Below are 16043 nucleotides of genomic sequence, written 5' to 3'. Positions count from 1 at the left end.
AATATGACACCATATGCGGTATCATCATAAATGACCAAGGCGGATAAGCTGCTGGATCGGGTGGCGCGCAATCCCGCAGGGGATTGGACGATATCGGATATTCAGACGCTGTGCGACCATCTGGGTTGGGCTTGCCTGCCGCCGACGGGTGGCGGATCGCATTGGAAAGTGGCGGTGCCGGGGAGCGACACGATCCTGACCATTCCGGCCAAACGCCCGATCAAGCCGGTCTATATTCGTAAGCTGATGGCATTTGTGAAGGATGGCAAGCATGGCTAAAGCAAAGGCGCGGCAGGCCGACTATGCGATCATGGTCGAGCCATTGTCGGATGCGGATGGCGGTGGCTGGCTGGCGACCGTTCCAGCGCTGCCCGGTTGCATGGGTGATGGCGAGACGCCGGAGGCTGCGCTGGCGGATGCGGCGGCGGCGATTGCCGAATGGCACGCCGCGGCAGAGGCGCTGGGGCGTCAGGTTCCCGGCCCGGCCGCGCTGGGCCAATGGCGGCAGCGCGTGCCACGATCGCTGCATGAAAAGCTGAAATTCGTGGCGGCGCGTGAGGGCGTTTCGTTGAACGCCTATGTCGCCAATGTGCTGGCCGAGAGTATCGGCCGGGCGGGGTAAGCCGCCAGGCCCTCACCCGCCGCCCGGCGAATTATGCCCGCCGGCTGGCACGGGGCCGCCGCTGGGGGCGTGGCTGTGGTCGGGGTTGCTGTCCCATTCGATATGATAAAGGTCGAAACGACGGTCGCGCAGGTTGCGCACGGTGCCTTCGGCGCGCGCCCAGCTGAGGTCAGCCAGGTTGACGTCCGCCATGGTGAGCGTTTCCACATTTTCCGTTGATTCCGCCGCGATGCCGTCGCGGGCGAAGGGCAGGTCGCAGGGGGTCAGGATGGCGCTTTGGGCATATTGGATGTCCATATTATCGACGTTCGGCAGATTGCCGACATTGCCGGACATGACGACATAGCATTGGTTCTCGATCGCACGCGCCTGCGCGCAATAGCGCACGCGCATGTAGCCCAGGCGCGAGTCGGTGCAGAAGGGGACGAAGATGATGCGCGCGCCCTGATCGACCAGGCGGCGGGCGAGTTCGGGAAATTCGCTGTCGTAGCAGATGAGGACGCCGATCGGGCCGCAGTCGGTCTGGATCACGTCCAGCGAATCGCCGCCCTTGATGTTCCACCAAAAGGCTTCGTTGGGGGTCGGGTGGATTTTTTCCTGGGTATGGACGGAGCCGTCGCGCAGCGCGACATAGGCAATATTCTGGATGTCGCCATCGTCGGCGCGGGTCGGGTGGGAGCCGCCGATGATGTTGATATTATATTCCAGCGCCATCCGCGTCAGTTCCTTGGTCAGGCGCGGGGTGTAGCCGGTGAGCTTGTCGATCGCTTCCATGGGGTTGAGCTTCTTCGTTTCGAACGAGAGTAGCGGCAGGGTGAACAGTTCGGGGAAGACGATGAAGTCGGAGCGATAATCGGCCGCGACGTCGACGAAATATTCGATGTTGCGGATAAATTCGTCGAAATCCTGCACCGCGCGCGCCTGAAGCTGGCAGGTGGCGAGGCGGACGCTTTCGACCCCGCGCGGCACGCGCATTTCGGGCGCTTCGTCGGGGTCGACATAGGGATTGCGCCAGACCAGATGGGCGGCATGGCCGTCCGACTGCTTGTCTTCGGGCAGATAGTTTTCGAGGACGCCGAGCGGTTCGAACTGGTTCTTGAGCTGGAAGCTGACGACCTGGTCGCGGATCTTGCCCTGGACGACCTTGTCCAGATAATCCTTCGGCCCCTCCACCTTGCGCTTGGTGCGCAGATAGCCGGGCATGCGGCCGGCGATGACGATGCCGTGCAGGTCGAGATGTTCGGCCAGTTCCTTGCGCTCGTCATAGAGGCGCTGGCCGATGCGCAGGCCGCGCAGTTTGGGATCGACCGCCATTTCATAGCCGTAGAGCCATTCGCCCGCCGCGCTGTGGCGGGTGCCGAAGCCGTTGGCGGTGATCTCTTCCCAGTCATGATGGGCAAAGGCCATGCCCTTGCTGACGCGCATGGTTGCGCAATAGCCCACGACCTTATTGTCGTAGAGCGCGACGAAACAGCCGTCGGGGAAATTGTTGATCTGGCCCCGGACGGTGGCGGGGGAATAATTGGGCATTCCCGGATAGACGCGGGCGATCAGCCGAATGATCGCGCGCACGTCGGTCGGGACGGCCGTGCGGACCTCCAGGCGTTTGCGGGTTGCTGTCGTCATCATCTATCTCCGTTCACCCTGCGTGGGGGCTGAGCTTGTCGAAGACCCGTATCGAAGGGTCGTGCATGAATGTCCTTCGATACGCCATTTCGACTTCGCTCAGTGGCGCCTCAGGACGAACGGCTTTGGTGAATGAGTCGCCAAAGAAAAAGGCGGCGCCGGGTGTCCGGCGCCGCCTCGTTCCGTTTCCGTATTGAACTGCGCAGAGGCGGTTCAGTTCCAGACTTTTAGGCCCAGCTGCCCATTTCCTTTTCCAGATTGACGCGGATCTGTTCGAAGAACTGTTCCGTGGTCATCCAGGCCTGGTCCGGGCCGATCAGCAGCGCCAGATCCTTGGTCATCGCGCCGTCTTCGACGGTCTTGATGCAGACGCGTTCCAGGGTTTCGGCGAATTTGGTGACTTCGGGGGTTCCGTCGAACTTGCCGCGGAAGGCGAGGCCCTGCGTCCAGGCGAAGATCGAGGCGATCGGGTTGGTCGAGGTCGCCTTGCCCTGCTGGTGCTGACGATAGTGGCGGGTGACGGTGCCGTGGGCGGCTTCCGCTTCGACGGTCTTGCCGTCGGGCGAGAGCAGGACCGAGGTCATCAGGCCGAGCGAGCCGAAGCCCTGCGCGACGGTGTCCGACTGGACGTCGCCGTCATAATTCTTGCAGGCCCAGACGAACTTGCCGCTCCACTTGAGCGCGGAGGCGACCATGTCGTCGATCAGGCGATGTTCGTAGACGATGCCCGCCGCCTTGAACTGGTCGGCGAATTCTTCGTCGAACACCTGCTGGAACAGATCCTTGAAGCGGCCGTCATAGGCCTTGAGGATCGTGTTCTTGGTCGACAGATAGAGCGGCCATTTGCGGTCGAGCGCATAGTTCATGCTCGCCTTGGCGAAATCGATGATCGACTGGTCGAGATTATACATGCCCATGGCGACGCCGGCGGACGGGAAATCGAAGACTTCCTTGTCGATCTTCTGACCATCTTCGCCGTCCCACACCAGGCGCAGCTTGCCGGGGCCGGGGACCAGGAAGTCGGTCGCCTTATACTGGTCGCCGAACGCATGGCGGCCAACGACGATCGGGTCGGTCCAGCCGGGGACCAAGCGGGGGACGTTGCGGATGACAATGGGTTCGCGGAATACGACGCCGCCCAGGATGTTGCGGATGGTGCCGTTGGGCGACTTCCACATCGATTTGAGGTTGAATTCCTCGACCCGCTGCTCGTCGGGGGTGATGGTGGCGCACTTCACGCCGACGCCATATTGCTTGATCGCGTTGGCGGAATCGATCGTGATCTGGTCGTTGGTTTCGTCACGCTTCTGGACGGACAGGTCGTAATATTTCAGGTCGATGTCGAGATAGGGGAGGATCAGGCGCTCGCGAATCCATTCCCAGATGATCCGGGTCATTTCGTCGCCGTCAATTTCAACGACGGGGTTTTTCACCTTGATCTTGGCCATAGCGCCTGTTCGCCTTCTTGCTGCTGGGTGGAATATGGGGACGCCCTAGGCAAAGCGGCGGCAATGTTCAACCATTGGCGGCCATGAATCTGCCCCATGGGGAGCCTTGGCCGGGATCGGTCGTTGTCAGGGGGACGCTCTCTCCCTAAAGACGGTGGCCATGGACAATGATGAGATTACGATTGCCGCGGGCGGCAATGTCAAATGGCGCTTTCCTTCGGTCCACCCGGAGGGCATGAAATTCGGCCTGATCGCGGTCGCGATCACCGGCGTCCTGTTCCTGCTGGGATGGGAGATTGTCGGCTGGCTGATGCTGATCGTGACGATCTGGGTCTTCGCCTTCTTCCGCGATCCCGTCCGCGCCGTGCCGCAGGACGAAGGAGCGATCATCGCGCCTGCCGATGGCCTTGTGACGTTGATCCAGCGGGTGCCGCCGCCGCGCGAAATGGCGGGGCCTAACGGGCTGGGCGACCAGCCGATGATCCGCGTGTCGATCTTCATGAGCGTGTTCGACGTCCATATCAATCGCACGCCCATTGGCGGGACGATCAAGTCTGTCGTCTATATTTCGGGCAAGTTCCTGAACGCGGACCTCGACAAGGCGAGCGAAGATAATGAGCGCCAGCATATATTGGTCGAACGGCATGACGGCGTGCGCATCGGCTTCACCCAGATTGCGGGACTGGTCGCGCGGCGGATCGTGCCGTTCGTGAAGCCCGGCGACATGGTCGCGGCGGGGCAGCGCATCGGCCTTATCCGCTTTGGCAGCCGGGTCGATGTGTATCTGCCCGCCGGCGCGGCGCCGCGCGTGATCCTGGGCCAGCGCACGGTCGCGGGCGAGACGATCCTGGGTCAGATGGGCGACGCGCGCGTTATTGCAGGCATCCAGCAATGAGCCGCCAGCGGCGCGCCGTGCCGCGCGGGTTGCGCCGGGGCATCACCTTGCGGATGCTGGCGCCCAATGCGGTCACGGCGATGGCGCTGTGCTTCGGCCTGACAGGGGTGCGCTACGGGATTTCGGGCGAGTGGGAGCGGGCGGTGCTGTCCATCCTGTTTGCAGGCGTGCTCGACGGGTTGGATGGGCGGATCGCGCGCATGTTGCGCGGCGAGAGCCGGTTTGGCGCGGAACTGGATTCGCTGTCCGATTCGATCGCGTTCGGCGTTGCGCCGGCGCTGATCCTCTATCTCTGGTCGCTCTATGCCATGCCGAAATTCGGCTGGATCTTCGCTTTGGCCCATGCGCTGTCCTGCGCGTTGCGGCTGGCGCGGTTCAATGCCGCGATCGATGCGGACGAGCAGCCGCACAAGTCGGCGGGCTTCCTGACCGGGGTGCCGGCGCCGGCGGGAGCGGGGCTGGCCTTCGTGCCGCTTTATCTGTGGCTGGTGACGGGGCAGGAAATTTTCCGCGCCTGGTATCTGGTCGCACCCTGGGCGGCGTTCATCGCCTTCCTGATGATCTCCAACATCGCGACCTATAGCTGGTCGGCGCTGCGGCTGCGCAAACGCATCCGGCTGGAGGTCATCGCCTTTGCCGGATTGCTGGCGGCGCTGCTGGTGACCGATCCCTGGCTAACCTTGCTGCTGGTCTGCGGCGTCTATGTCGCGCTGATCCCGTTCGGGATCATATCCTATGCCAAGGTGAAGCGGCAGCGGGAGAGCGCCAAGGCCGTCCCGCCGACAGCATGAAATGTGGCGAAGCACCGCGTCTTGCAGCAGAAAGAGGTTTCGACAGGCTCATCCGAACGCATTTGGGATGTGCCTGGAAATGCGTCCGGCTATTCAGGCGGCCATGGCGCCAAGCGGCAGCGCGGTTCGGCGTGTCGGCTGCGCGGCGCGGGGGCGGCGGATGCGCAGATGATAGACCGGCGGATTATGAGGGATTGGCTCGAACTGGAGCGCGGCCACCATCTTGTCATGATAATGGGCGAACATCCACATGATGGTGCCCATGGCCAGAAGGAAGGCGGCGGAGAACAGGGTCGCTGCAATTAGAGTGAACATCATCCATCACTTTCCATCTTGCCATTTGCACGGCATGTCCCATTATGACGGTTCTAACGGGCGTTAACCCTATTTGTTCCGTATGTTCTCCTTATGTTCCATTTGCGGGGCGTCGTCAACCCTTGCAATTGCTTTTTTCCGCGTCTAAAGGCGCGACCATTCCACATGGGAATCGACATATCCGGTGCCGGAGACGCCTTTCAGGCTGTTCCCCGTGTTCCTGATTCCCAGAGGTCAAACCGGAAGGAGAAACTATTATGGCGGCCCCTGTCGTCACCATGCACCAATTGATCGAGGCTGGCGCCCATTTCGGCCACCAGACCCATCGCTGGAACCCGCGCATGAAGCCGTATATCTTCGGCGAGCGCAACGGCATCCACATCCTTGACCTGTCGCAGACCGTTCCGCTGTTCGGTCGCGCGCTCGACTTCGTATCGGGCACCGTCGCCGCCGGCGGCAAGGTGCTGTTCGTGGGCACCAAGCGCCAGGCGCAGGATCCGATCGCAGACGCCGCGCGCAAGTCGGGCCAGCATTTCGTCAACCATCGCTGGCTGGGCGGGATGCTCACCAACTGGAAGACGATTTCGGGTTCGATCAAGCGTCTCAAGACCCTTGAGGAAAAGCTGTCGGGCGATACCCACGGCTTCACCAAGAAGGAAGTGCTCCAGATGACTCGCGAGCGCGAGAAGCTGGAAATGTCGCTGGGCGGCATCCGCGACATGAACGGCATTCCCGATGTCATGTTCGTGATCGACGCGAACAAGGAAGAACTGGCGATCAAGGAAGCCAACACGCTGGGTATCCCGGTCGTTGCGATCCTCGATTCGAACGTCTCGCCCGACGGCATCGCCTTCCCGGTGCCCGCCAACGATGACGCCAGCCGCGCCATCCGCCTCTATTGCGACGCCATCGCCGCCGCCGCCACCAAGGGCAACCGTGGCGCGCAGCAGGCTTCGGGCGTGGACATGGGCGCCATGGACGAGCCGATGGCCGAAGAAGTCGTCGCTGAAGCCTAAGCGCGTCGCACGACTGCAAGAATGACAGGGTAGGGCGCGCTCTTTGTGGAGACGCGCCCTCCCGCATATTTGAAACATCGAACTTTAGGAGCCGATACATGGCCGAGATTACCGCTGCCGCCGTCAAGGAACTGCGCGACCGTTCGGGCGCGGGCATGATGGATTGCAAGAAGGCGCTGACCGAAGCCGGTGGCGACATCGAAGCGGCGACCGACTGGCTGCGCGCCAAGGGCCTGGCCGCCGCGCAGAAGAAGTCGAGCCGCACTGCCGCCGAAGGCCTGGTCGGCGTCGCCGTTTCGGGCACCAAGGGCGTCGCCGTCGAAGTGAACAGCGAAACCGACTTCGTCGCCAAGAACGACCAGTTCCAGGATTTCGTGCGCACCGTGTCGGCGATCGCGCTGAAAAACGGCGCGACCGATGCCGAAGCGCTGGCCGCCGCGGCCTATCCGTCGGGCGGCACCGTCGCTGAAAAGCTGGTCGCCAACATCGCCACCATCGGCGAGAACCAGAATGTCCGCCGCGTCGCGCAGGTCGAAGTGAGCCAGGGCGTCGTCGTCTCCTATGTCCACAACGCCGCGGCGCCGGGCCTGGGCAAGATCGGCGTGCTGGTCGCGCTGGAAGGCGATGCGCCTGCCGATGTGCTGGAGCCGCTGGGCAAGCAGTTGGCCATGCACATCGCCGCCGCGTTCCCGCTGGCCCTGTCGGCCGACGACATCGATCCGGCGATCATCGAACGCGAAGCCGCGATCGCGCGTGAAAAAAATGCCGACAAGATCGCCGGCAAGTCCGAAGAGATCGCCGCCAAGATCATCAACGGCCCGGTCGAGAAGTTCCGCAAGGACAGCGCGCTGCTGACGCAGGCGTTCGTGATGGACGGCAAGACCCCGGTGCAGGACGTGATCGCCGCAGCCGCCAAGGAAGCCGGCAAGTCGATCGCGCTCAAGAGCTACGTGCGCTTCCAGCTCGGCGAAGGCATCGAGAAGGAAGTCAGCGATTTCGCAGCGGAAGTCGCGGCGGCCGCCGGCGTCTGATCGCGAGACAGACCATAGGTCAAAGGAAGGGGCGTCCTGCGGGGCGCCCTTTTTTTGTTGATGGGCCGGATTATCGCAGGGTGGCGAGATAGGCGATCAGCCGTTGCCGCCGGGCGGGATCGGGCAGCCCGGCGAAGGGCATTCGAGTGCCCTTGACCATCGCCTGCGGGCCGGTGAGCCATGTGTCGAGCGTCCGGGCGTTCCAGGTGACGCCCGACGCTTTCAGCGCGTCGCTATAGGCGTAGCCGGGCAGCGAGGCCGCCTTGCGTCCCATGACGCCGCGCAGATTGGGACCGAAGCTGGATTTGTCCGGCTGCGTCGCATGGCAGGCGGCGCAGATAGCGAAATCGGCAGGCGGCTGGGCGAAAGTCGGCTGCGTGACGCCAAGCAGGACGATGCAAAGGGCGAGGGCGCCGGGATAGCGAAGCATCATGGTCGGGAATCCGTGATAGAAGGTGCGGGCGGCGGTCGGACCACAGGCCCGGCCGCCGCCCCGCCAGAGGCTTAGAGCGTGATGATAATGAGGTGATCCATCCGGTTCGTGCTGATTAGGGGTTGAGCTTGCCGAAGACCCGTATCGAGGCATTATGCGCAGCGCGCGATCCTTCGATACGCCATGTCGACTTCGCTCAATGGCTACTCAGAACGAACGGACTAAAGGCGTCATACTCTAGAAGTGGTCTGCGTTCATCACCTTGACCCAGGCGGCGACAAAATCGTCGACGAACTTCTGCTGGGCGTCGCTGGAGGCGTAGACTTCGGCCACGGCGCGCAGTTCGGAGTTCGACCCGAAGACCAGGTCGACAGGGGTCGCCGTCCAGCGGGCCGCGCCCGTTGCGCGATCCTTGCCCTCATACAGGGCCAGGTTCGCCGCCGACTTCTCCCACACCGTGTCCATCGACAGCAAGTTGACGAAGAAGTCGTTGCTGAGCGTGCCGGGGCGGCTGGTGAAGATACCCGCGTTCGAGGCGCCCGCATTGGCGCCCAGCGCGCGCATCCCGCCCACCAGCACGGTCATTTCCGGCACGGTCAGATTGAGGGCATCCGCCTTGTCCACCAGCGCTTCGGCCGGTCCCACTTCCGCCTTTGGCGTGTAGAAGTTGCGGAAGCCGTCCGCCTTGGGTTCGAGATAGGCGAAGGAGGCGACATCGGTCTGGGCCTGCGCCGCATCGACCCGGCCGGGGGTGAAGGGCACGCGCACCTGATGGCCCGCGCGGGCTGCCGCTTGTTCGATCGCGGCATTGCCCGACAGGATGATGAGGTCGGCCATCGACACCTGCCGGCCCGACTTGGCGAAGTCCTTTTGCACCGCCGTTAGTTTGGTGAGCACCTTGGCCAGTTCCGCCGGGTTGTTGACCGCCCAATTGCGTTGCGGATCGAGGCGGAGACGGGCGCCGTTCGCGCCACCGCGCATGTCGGTGCTGCGGAAGGTCGCGGCCGAGGCCCAGGCGGTCCGCACCAATTCAGGCGTCGTCAGGCCCGACGCCAGCACCATCGCCTTGAGCTTTGCCTGGTCCGCATCGCCGATCGGCGCGATTGTGGATTTGGGCAGCGGGTCCTGCCAGCTATAGGTTTCGGTGGGGACGTCCTTACCCAGATAGCGCGCCTGCGGCCCCAGATCGCGATGGGTCAGCTTGAACCAGGCGCGGGCGAAAGCCTTGCCGAACAGGTCGGGATTCTTCTGCCAGCTTTCCAGCACCTTGCGGAAGCCGGGGTCTTCCTTGAGCGCGATGTCCGTGGTGAACATGATCGGCGCGTGGCGCTTGTCCTTGAGATGCGCGTCGGGCACCAGGGCGGCGGCGTTGGGATCGGTTGGAATCCACTGGGTCGCGCCGGCCGGGCTTTTGGTCTTGACCCAGTCGAAGTTCAGCAGATTATCGATATATTGGGTGGTGAACAGTGTCGGCGTGGCCGACCAGGCGCCTTCCAGGCCGGATGTCAGCGTGTCTTCCGCATGGCCCTTGCCGCATTTATTGTGCCAGCCCAGCCCCTGATTTTCGACGCCGAGCGCCGCGGGTTCCTTGCCGAGACAGTCTTCGGGCTTGCGCGCGCCATGGGCCTTGCCAAAGGTGTGGCCACCCGCGATCAGGGCGAGGGTTTCTTCGTCATCCATCGCCATCTGGCCGAAGGCGCGGCGGATGTCGGCCGCGGCGCCGATGGGATCATGATTGCCGCCCGGTCCTTCGGGATTGACATAGATGAGGCCCATGGTGGTGGCGGCCAGCGACCGTTTGAGCGAGCCGTCCGGGTTGGAGCGGTCGGTGCCCATCATCTTCTTTTCCGGTCCCCAGAACACGACGTCCGGTTGCCAGGCATCGACGCGACCGCCCGCAAAGCCAACGGTCTTGAAGCCCATATCCTCCAGCGCGACATTGCCGGACAAGACCATGAGGTCGCCCCAGCTGAGTTTGCGTCCATATTTCTGCTTTATCGGCCAGACGAGGCGGCGCGCCTTGTCCAGGCTGACATTGTCGGGCCAGCTGTTGAGCGGTTCGAACCGCTGTTCGCCGCCATCGGACCCGCCACGCCCGTCGCCCACGCGATAGGTGCCCGCGCTGTGCCAGGCCATGCGGATGAAGAAGGGGCCATAATGGCCATAGTCGGCCGGCCACCAGGGTTGCGACGTGGTCAGCACCCTGCGGATGTCGGCCTTTACAGCGTCGAGATCGAGCGAGGCGAATTCCTTGGCATAGTCATAGTCCGCGCCATAAGGGTTGGATTGCGCCTCATGCTGGCGCAGGGCGGTCAGGTCTAGCACATTGGGCCACCAGCGCGGTGACGTGGTCGCGGCTGGTTCGGTGGGAAGCGCGGGTTCCTGCGCCAGCGCGGGCGTCAAAGTGGCGGCGCACAGCAGCGCCAATATGGATGTGGATGTTCGACGCATGTCATCGTTTCCCTGTTCATGCAGGCGTGAGTGCCGTTGCAGGCGGATAGGGGCTGGTGGGAAAGACGGACAATTGATTGATCAGGTCACAATGATTGAGTGCTGCGATCAATCGGAACGGCCACGCAATGAGCATGTCCCCATCATGTCCTGGCGATTGCGCCTTTTGCGCGCAGGGCGGCGGATCGGCGCAAACGCCGCTTGGCATTGCGGTTGCGCGCGACTAAGGTCCGCGCCGCTTTCCGCCAATCGCAAAAGGATATCAGACCGCTCATGACCCGGCCCGCCTACAAGCGTATCCTGTTGAAATTGTCCGGCGAAGTGCTGATGGGGCAGGGGCAGTTCGGCATCGAGCCGGAAACCGTGGCCCGTGTCGCGGGCGAGATCGCGGCGGCCAAGGATGCCGGTTTCGAGATTTGCGTCGTCGTGGGCGGCGGCAATATCTTCCGTGGCCTGGCGGGGGCTGCGGCGGGATTCGACCGGGCGAGCGCCGATTATATGGGCATGTTGGCCACCGTCATGAACGCGCTGGCCGTGCAGAATGGTCTGGAGAAGCTGGGTTACGACACGCGAGTCCAGTCGGCGATTCCGATGGCGTCGGTATGCGAACCCTATATAAGGCGCAAGGCGGAGCGGCATATGGAGAAAGGCCGGATCGTGATCTTCGCGGCCGGCACCGGCAGCCCCTATTTCACCACCGACACGACCGCAGCGCTGCGCGCGGCCGAAATGAATTGCGACGCGCTGTTCAAGGGCACCAGCGTCGATGGCGTGTATAATGCCGATCCCAAGAAGGTCGCCGATGCGATCCGTTACGACAGCATCAGCTTCGATCAGGTATTGAACGACAATCTCAAGGTGATGGACGCGAGCGCCATCGCCCTGTGCCGCGAAAATGACATTCCCATCGTCGTGTTCAACATCCGCGAAACCGGTAATCTGGCCACGGTGCTGGCCGGGCAGGGTGTCGCGACGATCGTCCAGAATCAGGAGAGCTAATCATGGCCCAATATGACAAATCCGACCTTGAGCGCCGCATGGCCGGCGCGATCGAAGCGCTGCGCGGCGACCTGACCGGTCTGCGCACCGGCCGCGCCAACGTCCAGTTGCTCGATCCGGTGATGGTCACCGTCTATGGCGCGAACATGCCGCTCAATCAGGTCGCGACCGTCTCCGCGCCCGAACCGCGGATGTTGTCGGTGCAGGTATGGGACAAGACCAATGTCGGGCCGTGCGATAAGGCGATCCGGTCGGCTGGCCTGGGCCTGAACCCCATCGTGGATGGCCAGACGCTGCGCCTGCCGATTCCAGACCTGACGGAAGAGCGTCGCAAGGAACTGGCCAAGCTGGCCAGCAAATATGCCGAAGGCGCGCGCATTGCGGTGCGCAACGTCCGCCGCGACGGCATGGACAGCCTGAAGACCGACGAGAAGAAGGGCGAAATCAGCGAGGACGAGCGCAAGCGCCTGGAAACCGAAGTCCAGAAGATGACCGATTCCACGATCGCGGATATCGATGCTCTGGCGACGTCGAAGGAAAAGGAAATCCTCGGCCAGTAAGCCGGGGCTTTCCTTTCGCGGCCAAAGCACGCATGTCTTCCTGATGGCCACACAAGCCAAGCCCGATCTGACCAGCGTCGCGCCTGTCCATGGCGTGCGCCATGTCGCGATTATCATGGACGGCAATGGCCGCTGGGCCAAGAAACGGCTGCTGCCGCGCGTGGCCGGGCATCGCGCGGGCGTGGAAGCGGTGCGCAAGGTAGCGCGGGCGGCGCAGGAACTGGGGCTGGAATGCCTGACGCTCTATGCCTTTTCCTCCGAAAACTGGAAACGGCCGGCGAGCGAGGTAGCGGACCTGATGGGCCTGCTGCGCCATTTCATCCAGTCCGATATCGACGAAATGCATGGGCATGGCGTGCGGTTGCGGGTGATCGGCAATTATCGCGCGCTGGAGCCTTCGCTGGTGACGCTGATCGAAAGCGCGATGGCGCGGACGGCGGGCAATAGCGGGCCGATCGTCGCGATCGCGCTCAACTATGGCGCGCAGGACGAGATGGTGCAGGCGGTGCAGGCGCTGGCGGCGCGGGCGGCGGCGGGCGAGATTGCGGCCGATGCGATTGGCGCGGCGGATATCGATCGCGCGCTCTATACCGCCGACCTGCCGCCGCTGGACCTGATGATCCGCACATCGGGCGAGCAGCGGCTGAGCAATTTCATGCTGTGGCAGGCGGCCTACGCCGAGCTGTATTTCACCGACATGCTGTGGCCCGATTTCGACGGCCGGGCATTGGCCCAGGCGCTGGACGCTTTCCGATTGAGGGACCGCCGGTTCGGCGGATTGTGATCTGACATGAGTAGCGAATTGCGGACCCGCAGCATCGTGGGCGTCGCGCTGATCGCGGTGGCGCTGGGCGCGTTGCTGTCGGGCGGCCTGATCTTCTGGACGCTGCTGGTGGTGGCGGGCGTGCTGATGCAGGGCGAATGGGGCGACCTGACCGGGGCGACCCCGGAGCAGCGCAAGGCGGCGATGTTCGCCGTGTCGATCCCGCTGGCCTTGCTATGCCCCTATGCCGCCGGGATCGATTGGCCGGTGCTGGTCGCAGGCGCGGCGGCATTCTTCTTCATCCTGTTCACCAGCCGCAGCCTGAAGCTGGCGCTGGGCATCCCCTATGTCTGCCTGCCGATCGTGGCTTTGCTGTTCCTGCGCGGGCAGGCGCCCTATGCCTATGGGCTGTTGCTGGCCTTCTGGACGCTGGGGCTGGTGTGGGCGACGGACATCGGCGCCTATTTCGCCGGCCGGTCGATCGGCGGGCCGAAGCTCGCGCCACGGGTCAGCCCGTCCAAGACCTGGGCGGGGCTGGCGGGCGGCGTGCTGGCGGCGCTGGTGCTGGGGTTCCTGCTGCATCGCTTCGCCGACCTGCCGATCCAGTTGGCGGCGGCGAGCGGCGTGCTGGCGGTGGCGGCGCAACTGGGCGACCTGCTGGAAAGCGGGATGAAGCGCAAAGCGGGGGTGAAGGATAGCGGCACGTTGTTGCCCGGCCATGGCGGGGTGATGGACCGGCTGGACGGGGTGGCGACCGCCGCGCCGCTGGCGGCCTTGCTCTATATCCTGCTGGTGCAGGGCGGATGAAGCGGGTTTCGATATTCGGCGCGACCGGGTCGGTCGGCTTGTCGACGCTGGACCTGATCCGGCGCGCGCCCGACGATTATAAGGTCGTCGCGCTGACCGCGAACAGCGATGTGGACAGTTTGGCGGCCCTGGCGCGCGAGACGGGCGCGCAGGTCGCCGTGATCGGGCAGGCGCGGCTGCATGGGGCGCTCAAGGCGGCGCTGGCCGGGTCGGGCATTGCGGCAGCGGCGGGCGAGGAGGCGCTGGTCGAGGCGGCGGCGATGGACGCGGACTGGACCATGGCGGCGATCGTGGGCTGTGCGGGCTTGCGGCCGACCATGGCGGCGCTGAAGGCCGGGCGCACGGTGGCGCTGGCCAACAAGGAGTCGCTGGTGTCGGCGGGCGCGCTGATGATGGAGGCCGCGGCCGCATCCGGCGCCACATTGCTGCCGGTGGACAGCGAGCATAATGCGATTTTCCAGTGCCTTGCCGGCAGTAGCTTGGACGATGTCGCAAGGATCACCCTGACCGCGAGCGGCGGGCCGTTCCGTACCCGCAGCCGGGCGGAGATGGCCGACATCACCCCGGCGCAGGCGGTGGCGCATCCCAATTGGTCGATGGGCGCGAAGATCAGCGTCGATAGCGCGACGATGATGAACAAGGGGCTGGAACTGATCGAGGCGGCGCATCTGTTTCCTGTCGGCCTCGACCGGATCGAGATATTGGTTCACCCGCAATCGGTGATTCACTCGATGGTCGAATATCGCGACCGGTCGACGCTGGCGCAGTTGGGGTCGCCCGACATGCGGATTCCAATCGCCCATGCGCTGGCCTGGCCGCAGCGGATCGCGACGCCATGCCAGCCGCTGGACCTCGCACATATCGGTAGGCTCGATTTCGAAGCGCCTGATATGGAACGCTTTCCGGCGCTACGCCTGGCGCGGCAGGCGGCCGAAGCGGGCGGGGCGATACCCGCGATTTTGAACGCGGCCAATGAAGTGGCGGTCGCCGCTTTCCTGGCCGGGCAGATCGGCTTCCTTGATATCGCCATGATTGTAGAGGATGTGCTGAACCGTTATAGCGCGGCGACGCCCTCCGTTATCGATGATGTGCTGGCGGCTGACGGCCGGGCGCGCATGGAGGCGGGCCAAGTGATGGAAAGATTGACGGCTTGATCCACAATCCCGGTTTCCTGCTGACCGCACTCGCCTTTGTGGCGGTCATCGGACCGCTCGTCTTCGTCCATGAGCTGGGCCATTATCTGGTCGGGCGCTGGTGCGGGGTGAAGGCGGAGGCGTTCTCGATCGGCTTTGGGCCGGAGCTGTTCGCCTGGGTCGACAAGCGCGGCACGCGCTGGCGCGTCGCGGCGTTGCCGCTGGGCGGCTATGTCCGCTTCAAGGGCGACATGAACGCGGCGAGCATGACCGATCCGGCCTGGCTGGAAATGTCGGCCAAGGACCGGGCGGAAAGCTTTCCCGCCAAGCCGCTGTGGCAGCGGGCGGCGATCGTCGCGGCCGGGCCGGCGATCAATTTCCTGTTCGCAATCCTAATTCTGGCGACCTTCGCCTTCGTCCATGGCGAAAGCCGGACGCCGGCGGTGGCGGGCATGGTGCAGCCGGGTAGCGCGGCGGCGGCGGCGGGCATCAAGGCGGGCGACCGCATCGTGTCGCTGGGCGGCCGTGACATGGCGACCTTCGACGATATCCGCCTCTATGCGCAGATCCGCCCCGGCGAAGCGGTGGCGATGGTGATCGAGCGCGACGGCAAGACCTTCGCCCGCGACGGCAAGATCGGCAGCGTCACCGAGGATGACGGGTTCGGCAACACGTTCCAGATCGGTCGGCTGGGCCTGGCCCCCGGCGATCCGGTGGTCGAGCCGGTAAGCCTGCTGCGCGCGCCGGTCGTCGCGGTCGAGCGCACCGGGCAAATCGTGCGCACGATGGTCGAGACGATGGGCCAGATATTCACTGGCGGCCGTTCGGTCAAGGAGTTGGGCGGGCCGCTCAAGATCGCGCAGGTTTCGGGACAGGCGGCGACGCTGGGCATCGAAAGCTTCATCTTCTTCGCCGCGCTCATCTCGATTAACTTGGGGTTCATCAACCTCTTGCCAATTCCCATGCTGGATGGCGGGCATCTGCTCTTTTACGGGATCGAGGCGGTGCAGCGGCGGCCGGTCAGCGCGCAGGCGCAGGAATGGGCCTATCGGTCCGGCCTGGCGGTGCTGATGGCGATGATGCTGCTGGTGACTTTCAACGATTTGTCGTCTTTCGGGCTGTGGAAGAGCCTGTCCGGCTTGATCGGTTGACG

The 16043-nt window shown here is 64.1% G+C and carries 17 protein-coding genes; 12 read left to right on the top strand and 5 right to left on the bottom strand.

Features of this window, described 5'->3' with window-relative positions:
* The first annotated feature begins 30 nt into the window (after window positions 1–30).
* Both V473_RS11050 and V473_RS11045 read left to right on the top strand, forming a co-directional pair.
* The gene (locus V473_RS11050) at window positions 31–279 is read left to right on the top strand and encodes a hypothetical protein (RefSeq protein WP_066603843.1); all 249 of its coding nucleotides are present in this window, start codon (window positions 31–33) and stop codon (window positions 277–279) included.
* Window positions 272–622, top strand: a complete 351-nt coding sequence (locus V473_RS11045; RefSeq protein WP_066603839.1) for a toxin-antitoxin system HicB family antitoxin — start codon at window positions 272–274, stop codon at window positions 620–622. Before V473_RS11050 ends, V473_RS11045 begins: the two co-directional genes overlap by 8 nt.
* 12 nt (window positions 623–634) lie before the next feature.
* On the opposite strand, the gene V473_RS11040 is transcribed toward V473_RS11045, so the two are convergent.
* Together V473_RS11040 and V473_RS11035 are read right to left on the bottom strand one after the other, a co-directional pair.
* Window positions 635–2248, bottom strand: a complete 1614-nt coding sequence (locus tag V473_RS11040) for a bifunctional GNAT family N-acetyltransferase/carbon-nitrogen hydrolase family protein (protein ID WP_066605523.1) — start codon at window positions 2246–2248, stop codon at window positions 635–637.
* 227 nt (window positions 2249–2475) lie between these two features.
* A complete protein-coding gene (locus V473_RS11035) occupies window positions 2476–3696 on the bottom strand; it encodes an NADP-dependent isocitrate dehydrogenase (protein WP_066603835.1) in 1221 nt (406 codons plus the stop codon).
* A 160-nt stretch (window positions 3697–3856) separates the two neighbouring features.
* Between V473_RS11035 and V473_RS11030 the strand changes: the two genes are divergently transcribed.
* Together V473_RS11030 and V473_RS11025 are read left to right on the top strand one after the other, a co-directional pair.
* Window positions 3857–4591, top strand: a complete 735-nt coding sequence (locus V473_RS11030; RefSeq protein WP_066603833.1) for a phosphatidylserine decarboxylase — start codon at window positions 3857–3859, stop codon at window positions 4589–4591.
* 53 nt (window positions 4592–4644) lie between these two features.
* Window positions 4645–5382, top strand: a complete 738-nt coding sequence (locus V473_RS11025) for a CDP-alcohol phosphatidyltransferase family protein (protein WP_066605522.1) — start codon at window positions 4645–4647, stop codon at window positions 5380–5382.
* Window positions 5383–5475: 93 nt separating this feature from the next.
* Here the strand turns inward: V473_RS11025 and V473_RS11020 are convergent, their stop codons facing one another.
* A complete protein-coding gene (locus V473_RS11020; RefSeq protein ID WP_066605520.1) occupies window positions 5476–5697 on the bottom strand; it encodes a hypothetical protein in 222 nt (73 codons plus the stop codon).
* A 257-nt stretch (window positions 5698–5954) separates the two neighbouring features.
* Between V473_RS11020 and rpsB the strand changes: the two genes are divergently transcribed.
* Window positions 5955–6713: a 30S ribosomal protein S2 gene (gene rpsB / locus V473_RS11015; protein WP_066603831.1), complete on the top strand. Its 759-nt coding sequence runs from the start codon at window positions 5955–5957 to the stop codon at window positions 6711–6713.
* 98 nt (window positions 6714–6811) lie between these two features.
* Window positions 6812–7744: a translation elongation factor Ts gene (tsf, locus tag V473_RS11010; protein ID WP_066603826.1), complete on the top strand. Its 933-nt coding sequence runs from the start codon at window positions 6812–6814 to the stop codon at window positions 7742–7744.
* Between the two features lie 70 nt (window positions 7745–7814).
* On the opposite strand, the gene V473_RS11005 is transcribed toward tsf, so the two are convergent.
* Both V473_RS11005 and katG read right to left on the bottom strand, forming a co-directional pair.
* Window positions 7815–8177 carry a c-type cytochrome gene (locus V473_RS11005; RefSeq protein ID WP_066603821.1) on the bottom strand — a complete coding sequence of 121 codons (363 nt, stop codon included), beginning with the start codon at window positions 8175–8177 and terminating at the stop codon, window positions 7815–7817.
* Window positions 8178–8414: 237 nt separating this feature from the next.
* Window positions 8415–10628, bottom strand: coding sequence for a catalase/peroxidase HPI (katG, locus tag V473_RS11000; protein WP_066603818.1), 2214 nt, complete (start codon window positions 10626–10628; stop codon window positions 8415–8417).
* 273 nt (window positions 10629–10901) lie between these two features.
* Here katG and pyrH point away from each other — a divergent pair, with 273 nt between their 5' ends.
* From pyrH to rseP, 6 genes are read left to right on the top strand one after another with little or no spacing between them, the layout of a single operon-like run.
* On the top strand, window positions 10902–11627 hold the full coding sequence (gene pyrH / locus V473_RS10995; RefSeq protein ID WP_066605519.1) for a UMP kinase: 726 nt from the start codon (window positions 10902–10904) through the stop codon (window positions 11625–11627).
* Between the two features lie 2 nt (window positions 11628–11629).
* Complete coding sequence (frr, locus tag V473_RS10990; protein ID WP_066603815.1) at window positions 11630–12187, top strand: ribosome recycling factor; 558 nt, start codon at window positions 11630–11632, stop codon at window positions 12185–12187.
* A gap of 43 nt (window positions 12188–12230) precedes the next feature.
* Window positions 12231–12971, top strand: coding sequence for an isoprenyl transferase (locus V473_RS10985; protein ID WP_066603812.1), 741 nt, complete (start codon window positions 12231–12233; stop codon window positions 12969–12971).
* A gap of 6 nt (window positions 12972–12977) precedes the next feature.
* Window positions 12978–13757: a phosphatidate cytidylyltransferase gene (locus tag V473_RS10980; RefSeq protein ID WP_066603810.1), complete on the top strand. Its 780-nt coding sequence runs from the start codon at window positions 12978–12980 to the stop codon at window positions 13755–13757.
* Entirely contained in the window at window positions 13754–14911 is a 1158-nt protein-coding gene (locus V473_RS10975) for a 1-deoxy-D-xylulose-5-phosphate reductoisomerase (RefSeq protein WP_066603807.1), read from the top strand. The genes V473_RS10980 and V473_RS10975 overlap by 4 nt, the downstream gene beginning before the upstream one ends.
* Entirely contained in the window at window positions 14908–16041 is a 1134-nt protein-coding gene (gene rseP, locus V473_RS10970) for an RIP metalloprotease RseP (RefSeq protein WP_066603800.1), read from the top strand. Before V473_RS10975 ends, rseP begins: the two co-directional genes overlap by 4 nt.
* Window positions 16042–16043 lie beyond the last annotated feature (2 nt).

Source organism: Sphingobium cupriresistens LL01 (assembly GCF_001046645.1).
GTDB lineage: Bacteria > Pseudomonadota > Alphaproteobacteria > Sphingomonadales > Sphingomonadaceae > Sphingobium > Sphingobium cupriresistens.
This window is presented reverse-complemented; position numbering and strand designations above follow the sequence as displayed.